This window comes from Thermosynechococcus sp. OHK43 (assembly GCF_014466085.1).
Classification (GTDB): domain Bacteria; phylum Cyanobacteriota; class Cyanobacteriia; order Thermosynechococcales; family Thermosynechococcaceae; genus Thermosynechococcus.
Map to the genome: position 1 here is coordinate 1 of NZ_JACOMP010000107.1, position 13,886 is coordinate 13,886.

General features: G+C 53.5%; 10 protein-coding genes. 5 read left to right on the plus strand and 5 right to left on the minus strand.

Going from position 1 to position 13,886, the window contains the following annotated elements; genetic code table 11:
* Both dxr and H8Q75_RS04450 read left to right on the plus strand, forming a co-directional pair.
* Positions 1-1,108 (plus strand): 1-deoxy-D-xylulose-5-phosphate reductoisomerase (gene dxr / locus H8Q75_RS04445; RefSeq protein WP_297040801.1); only part of this gene is annotated, 1,108 nt, incomplete at its 5' end.
* Positions 1,109-1,149: 41 nt separating this feature from the next.
* Entirely contained in the window at positions 1,150-2,358 is a 1,209-nt protein-coding gene (locus tag H8Q75_RS04450) for a 4-hydroxy-3-methylbut-2-enyl diphosphate reductase (protein WP_024124168.1), read from the plus strand.
* On the opposite strand, the gene rlmB is transcribed toward H8Q75_RS04450, so the two are convergent.
* From rlmB to sat, 4 genes are all read right to left on the minus strand, one after another.
* On the minus strand, positions 2,355-3,242 hold the full coding sequence (gene rlmB, locus H8Q75_RS04455; protein ID WP_024124167.1) for a 23S rRNA (guanosine(2251)-2'-O)-methyltransferase RlmB: 888 nt from the start codon (positions 3,240-3,242) through the stop codon (positions 2,355-2,357). The two genes, H8Q75_RS04450 and rlmB, sit on opposite strands and share 4 nt — an antisense overlap.
* Before the next feature lie 27 nt (positions 3,243-3,269).
* On the minus strand, positions 3,270-4,589 hold the full coding sequence (locus H8Q75_RS04460) for an META domain-containing protein (protein ID WP_024124166.1): 1,320 nt from the start codon (positions 4,587-4,589) through the stop codon (positions 3,270-3,272).
* Positions 4,590-4,666: 77 nt separating this feature from the next.
* Complete coding sequence (locus H8Q75_RS04465) at positions 4,667-6,226, minus strand: glycoside hydrolase family 3 N-terminal domain-containing protein (RefSeq protein WP_297040802.1); 1,560 nt, start codon at positions 6,224-6,226, stop codon at positions 4,667-4,669.
* Between the two features lie 1,254 nt (positions 6,227-7,480).
* Positions 7,481-8,677, minus strand: a complete 1,197-nt coding sequence (gene sat, locus H8Q75_RS04470) for a sulfate adenylyltransferase (protein ID WP_024124164.1) — start codon at positions 8,675-8,677, stop codon at positions 7,481-7,483.
* A gap of 66 nt (positions 8,678-8,743) precedes the next feature.
* Here sat and H8Q75_RS04475 point away from each other — a divergent pair, with 66 nt between their 5' ends.
* From H8Q75_RS04475 to H8Q75_RS04485, 3 genes are all read left to right on the plus strand, one after another.
* The gene (locus H8Q75_RS04475) at positions 8,744-9,670 is read left to right on the plus strand and encodes an alpha/beta fold hydrolase (RefSeq protein WP_297040803.1); all 927 of its coding nucleotides are present in this window, start codon (positions 8,744-8,746) and stop codon (positions 9,668-9,670) included.
* 55 nt (positions 9,671-9,725) lie between these two features.
* On the plus strand, positions 9,726-11,156 hold the full coding sequence (locus tag H8Q75_RS04480) for a sodium/glutamate symporter (RefSeq protein WP_365970693.1): 1,431 nt from the start codon (positions 9,726-9,728) through the stop codon (positions 11,154-11,156).
* An 82-nt stretch (positions 11,157-11,238) separates the two neighbouring features.
* Positions 11,239-13,665 carry a sucrose synthase gene (locus H8Q75_RS04485; protein WP_024124161.1) on the plus strand — a complete coding sequence of 809 codons (2,427 nt, stop codon included), beginning with the start codon at positions 11,239-11,241 and terminating at the stop codon, positions 13,663-13,665.
* A 57-nt stretch (positions 13,666-13,722) separates the two neighbouring features.
* Here the strand turns inward: H8Q75_RS04485 and H8Q75_RS04490 are convergent.
* On the minus strand, positions 13,723-13,886 hold a 164-nt coding region (locus tag H8Q75_RS04490; RefSeq protein ID WP_297040805.1), incomplete at its 5' end, for a LuxR C-terminal-related transcriptional regulator.

The following is a 13,886-nucleotide window of genomic DNA, read 5'->3' on the forward strand; positions in this document are numbered from 1 at the left end:
CTTTCGCGTGGTTGGCCTTGCTGCCGGGCGCAACCTGGAGCGACTGATTCCCCAAATTCGCCAATTTCAGCCGGAGATTGTCAGTATTGCCGATCCTGAACAATTGCCGGAGCTAGAGGCGGCATTGGCTGATCTGCCCCAAAAACCGCAACTAGTGGCTGGGGAAGCGGGTATTGCAGCGGTGGCCGCCTATGGAGATGCCGAAGTTGTCGTCACGGGCATTGTCGGCTGTGCCGGTCTGGTGCCGACGATCGCCGCCATTAAAGCGGGCAAAGATATTGCCCTAGCCAATAAGGAAACGCTAATTGCCGGTGGTCCTGTGGTCTTGCCGCTGCTTCAGGAGTACGGTGTCAAGCTGCTGCCTGCTGATTCTGAGCACTCCGCTATTTTTCAGTGTTTGCAGGGGGTGCCCGAAGGCGGACTGCGGAAAATCATTCTCACGGCCTCAGGAGGCGCCTTTCGCGATTGGCCAGTGGAGAAACTCGCCCAGGTGACGGTGGCCGATGCCCTCAAACATCCCAACTGGTCGATGGGGCCAAAAATTACCGTGGACTCGGCAACCTTGATGAATAAAGGCCTAGAGGTGATTGAGGCCCATTACCTCTTCGGCATGGACTACGACAATATCGAGATTGTCATCCATCCCCAAAGTATTATTCACTCCCTGATTGAGTTGCAGGATACCTCGGTGCTGGCGCAGTTGGGCTGGCCGGACATGCGCTTGCCCTTGTTATATGCCCTCGCTTGGCCCGAGCGCATCCCCACCAATTGGTCGCCCTTAGACTTAGTGAAGGCGGGGGATTTGACCTTCCGATCGCCCGATCACCAAAAGTATCCCTGTATGGGACTGGCCTATGCTGCTGGTCGTGCTGGGGGGGCCATGCCGGCAGTCCTCAACGCCGCCAATGAACAGGCGGTAGCCCTCTTTATTGCCGAGGCGATTTCGTTCCTTGAGATTCCCCGCCTCATTGAGATGGCCTGCGATCGCTACTCTGCTCAAAACATCACTAATCCCACCCTAGAGGATATTTTGGCCGCCGATCGCTGGGCGCGAGCAACAGTGCAGGAGTTAGCCCAGCGGGGCGTCAGCCCCATGGTTGCTCTCTAGAGTGTGTCAAAATACCATCAGATTGCCTCAGAGGAGAACCAATGGATACCCGCGCATTCAAGCGATCGCTACACAGTTCAGAAAACTACCACCGCAAAGGCTTTGGCCACGGCGAGGCAGTGAACCAGCAGCTCCAAGGGGAGTATCAAAGTTCTCTGATTCAGCAAATCCGCGCCAATGGCTATCGCTGGCAGCAGGGGGATGTGACGATTCGCTTAGCGGCAGCCTTTGGCTTTTGTTGGGGAGTTGAACGTGCCGTTGCCCTGGCCTATGAAACCCGCACCCACTTTCCTACAGAGCGCATTTGGATCACTAATGAAATTATCCATAACCCCTCCGTGAATGAGCGCCTACGGCAAATGGCCGTGGAATTTATCCCCCTTGTGAATGGGGTAAAGGACTTTAGTGAGGTGCGCCCGGGGGATGTGGTGATTTTGCCGGCCTTTGGTGCCAGTGTCCAAGAAATGCAATTGCTCAATGAGCGCGGCTGCACGATTGTGGATACCACCTGCCCATGGGTCTCGAAGGTGTGGCACAGTGTTGAGAAGCACAAAAAGGTAAGTTTCACCTCGATCATTCACGGTAAATACAACCACGAAGAAACCATTGCCACCAGTTCCTTTGCCGGCACGTATTTGATTGTGCTCAACCTAGAGGAAGCCCGCTATGTCTGCGATTACATCCTCCAGGGGGGCGATCGCGCCGCATTTATGGCCAAGTTTGCCAAGGCCTGTTCCCCTGGCTTTGACCCTGATCGCGATCTGGTGCGGGTCGGCATTGCCAACCAAACAACGATGCTCAAGGGGGAAACAGAGCAAATCGGCAAACTCTTTGAGCGTACGATGATCCAAAAATACGGGCCCGATCGCCTCAATGAGCACTTTATGAGCTTCAATACGATTTGCGATGCCACCCAAGAACGCCAAGATGCAATGCTCAGCTTGGTCAAGGAACCCTTGGATCTAATGGTGGTCATAGGTGGCTACAACTCCTCGAATACCACCCACCTGCAGGAAATTGCCATTGAGCATGGGATTCCCTCCTACCACATTGATTCTGCCGATCGCATTGGGCCGGGAAATCGCATTGAGCACAAGCCCCTGCATCAGAATCCCACCGTGGCTGAAAACTGGCTGCCCGATCGCCCGATCACGATTGGCATTACCTCCGGTGCCTCCACCCCCGATAAGGTGGTTGAGGAGGTTCTCAATAAAATTTTTGCCCTGCGGTCTGTGGCAACAGTGTCCTAGCCCTGGGGTCCCTGGGTCAAATCCCAAGCGGGCGATCGCTGACAACTGATCTCGTAGAGGGCAATCCCCACCGCCACTGAGGCATTGAGGCTACTGGTGCGCCCTGCCAAGGGAATGGCAACAATTTCGTCGCAATGCTTTTGCGTTTGCAGGCTAATCCCATCCCCTTCACTGCCAACCACAAAAACGGTGGGGCGATCAAAGGTGATTTTCGGTAGGGGCACAGCGCCGCGCTCCGAGAGGCCATAGATCCAATAGCCCGCTGCCTTCAGGGTTTCAAGGGCTTGGTTGAGGTTGATCACCCGTGCCACCGGTAAATACTCCAAGGCGCCTGCGGCTGCTTTGGCCACGGTTGCGGTAATACCCACTGCCCGTCGTTGGGGAATAATCACCCCCTGCATCCCTAGGGCCTCTGCAGTGCGGATCATGGCACCAAGATTTTGCGGATCCGTAATGCCATCAGCGGCCAATAGCACCGGTTGATTCACGGTTGCAGCCTTGGCCAACAGATCCTCAAGGGACCAATAGTTATAGGCAGCCACCTGAATGGCGATCCCCTGATGTCGTCCCCGCTGGCAGAGTTGATCGAGGCGCTCCGGAGTGACGGTATCAATAATTGCTCCCTGCTGTTTGGCTTCATTCAAGCGTTGATGAAAACGCGGATCGTAGCGCAGCGAAGGAATCACCCAAATACGGTTGCAGGGACGGCCACTTTCAAGGGCTGAGAGCACCGCATGGCGACCATAGAGGAGTTCGGGGGCATCCTCCACCGGGGCAGTTGGGGGTGCCTTCTGAATTGGTTTGGCTGGAGTGCGTCGCTGGGGGCGAGGAGGGCGGGTCGCTGTCGGGCGATTTTTTTTGCGGGGACGAGGTTTCTCGGTCATGAAGAATCACTCAATGGCAGATCTTCCCTAGGGTGTTCGCTGAAACATCGCAAGGGGGCGATCGCCATCATAGAACGTCAATGTATTTCCCTCAATGCGGTAGCGGTTCGTTTGCTCGAGGCTCTGCAAAAACGACATCTCTATCCTTTGTGCCCATGGACCCATACAGGCTCGCCGCGTTGTCGCAACTGCTGAAAACCGCAATTGCTGGGCATTGACGCTGTAGCCACTGGTAAAGTTATTACAGCCACTGAAACCTGTTGCTTGCTGGGCACTGGGATCAAACTCAATAAACACGGTATCCATGGGATTACGCGGTGGCAGCGGCGGATTCCCGAGGCGCTGAAGTTGCCAGCGGCCACTGAGGGGACTTGCAGTCGCACCCGCTTCAAAGGTCAACAATAGGCGATTACCCTCAAAAAGTTGCAGGGTATTTCCTTGAATACGGTAGCGGTTGGTGCGGTTGAGGCCCTGTAGCATCTGGGTTTCCACACTCTGAAGCTGTTCTTGGCCACAGTGACGTTGGCTGGTTGCTAAGGGGGCAAAAAGGAGACGTGGGCCGTTGGCGATGTAGCCACCATTAAAATGATTACAGCCAGTAAAGCCATTGGCACGGCGGTTGGCACCCTCAAACTCAATGAAGGCGGTATCCACTGGCACGGCTTCATTAGCGATGCGCCTGAGACGCCACCGCTGACCGCTAAGGCTGAGGTCCGGACCGCTGAGGCTCAGGTCGGGAGGGTGATTCCCCGTTGCTTGTGTGGAAACGACCACCGGCACTAAGCGCGGCAGAGGCAGTAGTCCCCCTTCAAGGCGATAGGTCACGGTACTGATGCGACTAGGGCAACAGAGGGGATCGTTGGGGTGATAGCGGGCAAAGTCTGCGGTGAAGGTGCCATCACTTTGGAACTTGACCTTGCCAAGGAACGAGCCATCGGCACGGGAATCCATGAGATTTGGCGACAATGTTCCCAAGTAACGTCCCCGGGCAAAAACAAAGGCCTGATACCCCATCGGGCGACACATACCATCAAAACTAGTATTACCAAGGATAATTTCCACATTCTGATGGCGAATGGGTGTGCCCACCAGATACCAGCCCCGCTGTTGGATCAGGCGATCGGCCATGGATTGAGGAGAACGCAGTGTGCTGCGACAGCGGTTCAACTCACCGGGATCTGGATTGCCCCGCGGGGGAATGTCTAGGAGAGGCAGGCTGGGATTCCAGTTACGCAGCGGTTGATCGAGCCAAGACTGGGGAGCTGCAAAACTCATGGGGGCGATCGCTAGGGTTGTGGCAACTGTGTAGAGAGTTGCCAAGCCAGCCACCGTAGGAAACTTTATCATGGCACCAAATCCTAGGGGGGTATCTCTAGGGACGTGAAAGCAGTATAGGGGTTTCCTATGGATTCCCTCACAAGAGATCAAGAAACCCTTAGTAAGTACGCCAGCGCCAGACCTTGGGCAATGCTGTAGTGTCCATAGCTAAAGACGCGGGGCACCTTGGGGTGAAGCCACTGGGTTATCTCCTGGTAGGCATAGGGACTGCCATAAACCACCAGACCCGCCAGTTGATTTTGGGTTTGCAGTTGTTCGAGGGTGGCGATCGCTGGCGCACTTAAACCCGCTTTGCCTCGGAAAGGATTGCCGCGACTAAACACCTGCACTAAGGTCGGTGCCTTGGGCAAGGCCTCAATCATCGTCAGGGGTGTTTGCTGATCAACCACCAGTCGTTGGCTAAATCCCCAAGTGGGAGGCAGGGTGAGGGCTGGAGAGGTACGGCTCAAAAAACTCGCCTGTAGGGCATCATCCACAATCAGACAATTGACCCCAGAGGTCACTGCTGGCAAGGGGGGGCCGGCACGCTCAAGACTCTCCTGGGCAATAGTGGTGGCCACCTCAACTGCTGGTGTGGTTTGGAAATAGTCCAACTGCAATGCCAAGGGCTGAAGGCGATCCTTTGCAGCTTGGATGCGGGCTACGGCAGCCTGAATGCGTTCAGAAGGAATCCGCCCTGACTCAACGGCAGCAACCACTGCTTCAATGGCTGCTGGGGGATCTGAGGGCATGAGCAAAATATCGGCACCGGCTTCTACAGCTTTGACGGCGGCTTCGGCGGTACCGTAGGCGTTGGCGATCGCCCCCATGACCAGGGCATCGGTGACAATTAGCCCCCTGAACCCCATCTGTTGGCGCAAAATTCCCGTGAGAATTGGGGGAGACAGGGTGGCGGGCCGCTCGGCATCCAAGGCAGGTAGGTGGACATGGGCACTCATGACAGCATCCACCCCTGCAGCAATGGCAGCAATAAAGGGCGGCCATTCAATGGCTTGCAGGCGATCGCGATCGTGGGGCATCACGGGTAGCTCTAAATGGGAATCCGTTGCCGTATCCCCATGGCCGGGAAAATGTTTTGCCGTTGTTAGCACTGGATGGGTACGTGCCCCTTGGATGAAAGCGGTTGCCAGAGCACTCACAATGTCTGGCTCCTCGCCAAAGGCACGCACATTAATCACTGGGTTCGCGGGATTGTTATTCACATCCACCACTGGGGCAAGCACCCAATTTAAGCCAATGGCTAAAGCCTCAGCTGCGGTGTGGGCTCCCATTGCCCTAGCCAGCTCAACCGCCCGTTGTGGATTCTTTTTGGCAATGGCTCCCAAAGCCGCTGGCGGCGGAAATTGCGTCGCACCACTGAAGCGTTGGCCGACCCCCTCCTCAATATCCGCTGCGAGTAATAGGGGAATCGTCGCCCAAGATTGAAGCTGCTGACAGCGTTCTGCCACTTCGACGGCACTGCCCCCCAAGAGAATCACCCCGCCTACTCCCCAGTCTTTAATCCAGTGTTTTAAGGTGTTTTGGGGCGGCTCCCAAGCGGGATACTGAATCTGGCGATCGTAGAGGTAGCCACTGGCTCGCACAACCACCATTTGCGCCACCTGCGAGCGCAGCGAAAGATCAGAAAGAGGGGGAAGAAATGTCATGGGTGGAATCTCATTGAGAACAGAATTTCACAAATCAATAACTTCCTTATTCAGGATATAAAAAATTGTCTCAAACTCTCTCAGGCAACGGGTCTGATTTTTTATACTAAAAGTACAGCCTTTAGAGTCCTTTTCTATGGATGGGCTGCAGGCGGGAAAACGATCTTCTCCTATAGGAGCTTTCCCAGTTGGGAGTGTGTTCCATGCATGGGAAAAGGGCTATACCTAATGGCCCGGAGACAAAGTCCGATCCCGTTGCTCCGGTAGAGCAAGTTTCGGGTTTTTCCTGCGGTGTTCATTCATTCAGCCACAGGCGGAAGCCTAAATCACTTTCTTTAGGAGTTGACCTATGTTAAGAGCAATACGGGAGAAACTGCAAAGTATGATGGTCTTTTTGATGGAGGCATTTGGACGCATCTTCACCCCGCGGAATGATCACTATCCTTCCACAGGAGCACAGCCCTTCACGGGGACACCCGCCCGTAAGAGCTAGTTACTGTCTTGCGCAAGCAGAACCCCTATAGAGACTTTACAGGTAAAAATAACCAGTATAGTTCTGCATCAGCTCCGCCATAGTGGCAAGGAGGGGGCGGGTGCAGTTTTTTATGAGCTGGGGGCGATCGCCCCAACTGTTAAAAGTAATGTTCGGTCGAAAATGTTCGGTCGAAAAATACCACCAAAAGGGCGCAACCACTAAATCTAACGGCATATTGCAGAATCAGTTAAGGAATATTTCAGATATTGAATTTTCAGTTAACATTTGAGGATTCCCAAAGGGCTATGCTAACTTAAAAGTAGGCACAGAAAGAAAGGTTAACGATAAGAGTGAACTTAAGGCTTGTGCCTCCCAGTCCTTGAGTTCAGGATAAAGCAAAGTTACTCCAAGATAAATCTCACTCCTGTCTTGCGGGTAACATCAAAATTAATCCTTTGAGCTTCACCGTTGTGTATTTGTCCTCTCGCTTTATCCAGCCTTATCGTTTGTGTGGTTACTGCCGAAGTCCCCATCCTGTGTCCATGGGAGTTAAGGCAAAGCTAGGTAACCTCCCAATATCCAAGGTCGTCAACGTTGACAGCAATTCAGTACCTAGTGTCCATGCTCCAAGCCTGATCGGTTAAGATCGCCGAGTGGGGTTTGAGTCGCCAGTTGAAACCACAAGTTGTCCACCTTAGTTGTTGAGTTACTCTATCGTCGTTGCTAACTTCTTAGGGGTCTTGCTGCCGTCAGCTTGACCCCCTCGTTTTATTTTTGGGCTATGGCGTGGGTTGCGGTTGTCGCATAGCGCGTGCCAGTTCTGCTGCAACTTCTGGCCGCGAAAACTCTGGAGGCGGCAATTCTCCTCGGCGCAGCATTTCCCGTACCTTAGTCCCTGAGAGGTGAATGCGCTCTTCAGGTTTGCTGGGACTCGTTTTACTGGTGGCCATCGACTGAGTGCGGGTGCAGTAGAAGGCGTGCTCAAACTTCAAGGGAATAATCCCCAAGGCCCCTGGATCAAATTCATCAAAGATATGTTGGGCATCGTAGGTGCCGTAGTAGTCTCCCACGCCAGCGTGGTCGCGACCAACGATGAAATGGGTACAGCCATAGTTTTTGCGGACGAGGGCATGGAAAATTGCCTCCCGTGGCCCTGCATAGCGCATGGCTGCCGGATTGATCGCTAGAATCACCCGATCTTTGGGAAAATAGTGGTCCAACACAATTTCATAGCAGCGCATCCGCACGTCCGCAGGAATGTCATCTTCCTTGGTGGCGCCCACAAGGGGATGCAAAAAGAGGCCATCAACGATTTCAAGGGCACATTTTTGAATATATTCATGGGCACGGTGGATCGGGTTGCGGGTCTGAAAACCAACGATCGTCCGCCAACCTTTTGCGCGGAAAAGGGCACGGGAATCCACTGGATCAATGCAATAGTTGGGAAATTGGGGATGGGGATGTCGCTCTAGGAGCCAAATCGGACCTGCAAGGTTGACTTCTCCCTGTTCATAGACCACCTTAACGCCGGGGTGTTTGTCATCTTCGGTGCGATAGACACAGCGAGCCTCACGGCGTTTGTCATAGGTATATTTTTCGGTGAGTTCAAGAATTCCCAAAAACTGACCCGCTGCATTATCTAGGCGAATGGTTTGGCCAATTTCCAGGGGAGCCGCCACCTCAGCACTGACAGAGAGGGTAATGGGAATTGACCAGGGCAACCCATTGGTAAGATACATTTCTTCGACAACTCGCTCATAGTCGGCCTGTCCCATAAATCCCGTCAGAGGGCTAAAGCCACCAATGGCAATGAGTTCCAAGTCAGAGACAGCTCGCTCATCGAGGGTCACGCGGGGCAATTGATCGGCGCGAGCAAGCCAAGCCTGTTTTTGTTCGGGGGACAGAATACGATTGACAAGGATACCGCCGTGGGGGGCGATCGCGTCCTTTGTTTGTACGGTTGCTGATGGACTCAAGGTCGAACTCCTTTTGGGTCTGGATGAATCTGTTGCAAAACTTCATAAGATAGAAGTCATTATTGGATGAATGGGTACAGGAGACAACTGGTGGAGCCCTATCGCTATGGCGTCCAGCGGGATTGGTGCTGGCGGGGCTGGCAGAGTCGCTATGGTTTTTGGCGACCTGCTTCCAAGGGGGATCGGGGGTCTCCCGTGATCTTGCTGCACGGCTTTGGGGCATCTCTAGGGCACTGGCGGTACAATTTGCGGCTGCTGGGAGAGCATCAGCCGACCTATGCCCTTGATTTGATGGGGTTCGGGGCAGCAGAAAAGCCCATTGCGGCCTATGGTGCTGAGTTTTGGGCGGCTCAGGTTCATGCCTTTTGGCAAGGAATTGTGGGGCAACCAGCAGTGGTGGTTGGCAACTCCATTGGCGCCTTGATTGCTCTCACCTGCGCCTACCGCTACCCGCAGATGGCGGCGGGAGTGGTGATGTTGAGTCTGCCGGATCCAGCCCTGCGTGAAGAGTTGATTCCACGGGCGATCGCACCCCTTGTGGGGACAATTGAACAGATTTTTACCGCCCCTTGGCTGCTGCGCGCTCTGTTTTACACAATTCGCTGTCCTTTTATTGTCAAGCGCTGGGCCCAACTGGCCTACGCCAACCCCGCCTGTGTGGATGATGAATTGCTGGAAATTCTGCTTACCCCGGCCTACGACCGCCATAGCGATCGCGCCTTTGGGCAAATCATTCGCGCCATGAGCCGTCCAGACTTCGGACCCAGCGCCAAGAGGATGCTCAAGCGTGTGTCCCAACCCCTATTGCTGATTTGGGGAAAACAGGATCGCTTCATCCCCCCAATCCTTAGCCGGCAGTTTCAACAGGTCCAGCCAACACTGGAAGTGGTGGCGCTCGATCACAGCGGGCACTGCCCCCACGATGAACAGCCCGATCGCGTCAATGGCCTACTTTTGGATTGGTTGCGCCGCCACGAACTTTTGAGGGGTTGAGTCCTGCTGTTGCAGGCTCTATGATCACGGCAATCTTTAGGAGTTGGCATCGCAGATGTTTAGGCTAGTGACAGTTTTTTGGGCGTTTATTTTCATGGGTGTTTTGCTGCTGGGGGGGCGAATTGTGCGGCAGCGTTGGGCACTCATGAAATCCCTCTATATGCCCAGTTCAGTGATTGCGGGCATCTTGGGACTCATCCTTGGTCCTAGTGTGCTGGGGGCGATCGCCAGCCACATTGCTCCCGCCTCGGGTTTGGTCAATGGCCTTTTTGCCGAAGATATCCGTGAAGTTTGGAAGCAATCCCCGAGTATTTTCATCAACATTGTTTTCGCCTGTCTATTTTTAGGGGAGATCATCCCTAGCCCTCGGGAAATTTGGCAGAAAGCCTCACCGCAGGTCGCCTTTGGTCAGATTCTGGCTTGGGGGCAATATGTTGTGGGTTTGCTGCTAACTTGGCTTGTTCTCACTCCCGTATTTGGCATGGATCCGATTGCTGGTGCCCTGATTGAGATCACCTTTGAGGGGGGACATGGAACTGCCGCTGGGATGGCCGATACCTTTAGGGAGTTAAACTTTAGTGCGGGTGCTGATATGGCCTTGGGCTTGGCGACGGTGGGTTTGGTCTCTGGGGTGGTTTTTGGGGTGGCACTGATTAACTGGGCACGGCGCACGGGACGCCTCCAGATCCAACCCTTGGCAGACTTCAAAGCTGAGGAGAATCCAGACCCCCATCCCCACGATGACGCAGAAACACGGCAGCGGCGCCAACAACTGCTGCGGGAGTTACTCATTGATCCTTTGTCATTAAATTTCTGTTTTGTCGGCTTGGCGATTCTTGTGGGCTGGGTGATTCTTGAGGCCCTGCGGCTCTTAGAGCGTGTCAGTTGGGGACACACGGGTTTGAAGCTCATGGCCTATGTGCCCCTATTTCCCTTGGCTCTCATCGGTGGCATTATTGTGCAGTTAATCTTGACCCGTTGGCGCAAACAGTACCTGATTAGCCGGCCACTGATTAACCACATTGGCGGTGTAGCTTTGGATGTGACGATTATTACCGCCCTGGCCACCCTCTCTTTAACGGCCATTGGTGAAAATCTCATCCCCTTTATCCTCTTGAGTTTGGGGGGAATTGGTTGGAATCTCTTTGTCATGCTCTATTTAGCGCCGCGAATTTTGCCCATATTCTGGTTTGAGCGTGGGATTGGTGACATGGGGCAATCAATGGGAGTGACATCTACTGGATTATTGCTGATTCGTATGGTAGACCCCCGCAATCAATCGGGGGCACTGGAAAGTTTTGCCTACAAGCAAATTCTCTTTGAGCCAATTGTCGGGGGTGGGTTGTTTACTGCTGCAGCACCGATTCTGATCCGCAATTTTGGCGTTGCACCGGTGCTGGGACTGACAAGTGGCCTATTGCTGTTGTGGTTGTGGTTTGGTTTTTGGAACTATGGCCAGATCCGGCGATCGCTGGTGCAAAATTGACCCTATTCAGGGAGAAACCTAGAATGGAAACGACCCAAGCCCCTGTGCCGTCTCAAGTAAAAGCCGTGTTCTGAGTTTGCCGATGACCTCTGTGCTCCTCAAATCCGTTGTTGAAAGTGATGAACGTGCCGATCTGCGCCAGTTTTCACGCATCCTGCAACTAGGAGAAAAAGGTTATCTCCTGCGCAATGATATTCTGGATGCCTTTGCAGATTACTGTCGCAATCAAGGGCGACCTGTCCCCCCACCCTCAGAGTCACGCCTCAGTAAGCTGGTGTTCTACACCCAGGAGATCATTGTTGACAACGAAAGTCTCTGCTGGATTATTCGGCCACGGATTGCGCAGCAGGAGGTGTGTCGGCTGCTGGTGGAGGATTTGACAATTGTGCCGATGACGATCCCGGAGCTATTGGATCTGCGCGATCGCCTTGTCAATCACTACCATCCCAACGAGGGGGATGTTTTTGAAATTGATGTTCAGCCTTTCTATGACTACTCGCCGATCATCCGCGATGCCAAGAATATCGGTAAGGGGGTGGAATTTCTCAATCGTTACTTATCTAGTAAGCTGTTCCAAGACCCGCGCCAGTGGCAGCAAAACCTTTTTAACTTTTTGCAAATTCACCGCTACAACGGCTATCAACTCCTGATTAATGAGCGGATTCGCTCTCCTCAACACCTCTCAGAACAGGTGAAACAAGCTCTTGTAACCCTAAGCGATCGCGCCCCCGCCGCGGCCTATAGTGAGTTTCGCTTTGAACTGCAAAATCTCGGCTTTGAACCGGGTTGGGGCAATACTGTCGCCCGGGTGCGGGACACCCTAGAAATTTTGGATCAACTCTTGGACTCTCCCGATCACCAAGTGCTGGAGGCCTTTGTCTCGCGGATTCCGATGCTCTTTCGCATTGCCCTGATTTCTCCCCACGGCTGGTTTGGCCAAGAGGGGGTGCTGGGGCGACCCGACACCGGTGGGCAGGTGGTCTATATCCTCGACCAAGTGAAAAGCCTTGAAAAACAAATGCGGGAGGATTTAGAACTGGCGGGGTTGGGGGTACTCGAGGCACGGCCTAAAATTATTGTGCTCACCCGTTTGATTCCCAACGCCGAAGGGACCCTGTGCAACCAACGCCTAGAGAAAATCTACGGCACCAATGATGCTTGGATCCTGCGGGTCCCCTTCCGGGAATTTAATCCTAAGGTGACGCAAAACTGGATTTCTCGCTTTGAAATCTGGCCCTATTTGGAAACCTTTGCCATTGATGCGGAGCGAGAGTTGCGAGCCGAGTTTGGCCATGTCCCCGACTTGATTATTGGCAACTATTCCGATGGCAACCTAGTGGCTTTCCTCTTGGCGCGGCGACTGAAGGTTACCCAGTGCAACATTGCCCATGCCCTCGAGAAATCGAAATACCTGTTTAGTAACCTCTACTGGCAGGACTTGGAGGATAAGTATCACTTCTCGCTGCAATTTACGGCGGATCTGATTGCCATGAATGCCGCCAACTTTATTATCAGCAGTACCTACCAAGAGATTGTGGGCACACCCGACAGCATCGGCCAGTACGAGTCCTATCAGTCCTTTACAATGCCCGATCTGTACCATGTGGTGAATGGCATTGAACTCTTTAGCCCGAAGTTTAATGTGGTGCCACCGGGGGTGAATGAACAAGTTTACTTTCCCTACTACCACTATACGGAGCGACTAGAGGGCGATCGCCAGCGGTTGGAGGAACTGCTCTTTACCCTTGAAGACCCGCAGCAGATCTATGGTTACTTAGAGGCTCCTGAAAAACGCCCCCTCTTTTCGATGGCACGGCTGGATCGGATTAAGAACCTCACCGGCCTAGCGGAAGCCTTTGGCCGCAGCAAAGCACTGCAGGAGCGCTGCAACTTAATTTTGGTGGCGGGCAAGTTACGCACCGCAGACTCCAGCGATCGCGAGGAAATTGCCGAGATTGAGAAGCTCTACCAAATCATCCATGAATACAATCTTCATGGCAAAATTCGCTGGCTAGGGATTCGTTTACCAAAAGCAGATTCGGGGGAAATTTATCGCATTATTGCCGATCGCCAAGGGATTTTTGTCCAGCCTGCTTTGTTTGAAGCCTTTGGCTTAACGATTCTGGAGGCAATGATCAGTGGTCTGCCCACCTTTGGTACGCGCTTTGGTGGCCCTCTGGAAATTATCCAAGATGGGGTGAATGGCTTTTATATCAACCCAACCCACTTAGAAGAAATGGCCGAAACCATCGTCCGCTTTCTGGAGGCTTGCGATCGCGATCCCCAGGAGTGGCAACGGATTTCCAAAGCCGGCATCGAGCGGGTCTATAGCACCTACACTTGGAAAATTCACTGCAGCCGCCTGCTCTCCCTTGCCAAGATCTATGGCTTCTGGAACTTCTCTTCCCAAGAAAACCGCGAAGATATGATGCGCTACATGGAAGCGCTGTTCCATCTACTCTATAAACCCCGCGCCCAAGCCCTACTGGCCGAGCACATGCAGCGGTGACACAGGCGAGTTACAGCAGCTAAGGTATTGGAGGATGCCCCTCATAAAGAGCGCAGGTCACACGTAATGATAATCGATCGCCCAGCGAGCCAACTCAGTGCGATTGTGGCAACCCGTTTTCCCTAGCATATTGCTGACGTGGCTTTCCACTGTGCGCTGACTCACGTGTAGCTCTGCAGCAATTTCACGATTCGACATTCCCCGGGCGACATATTGGAGAA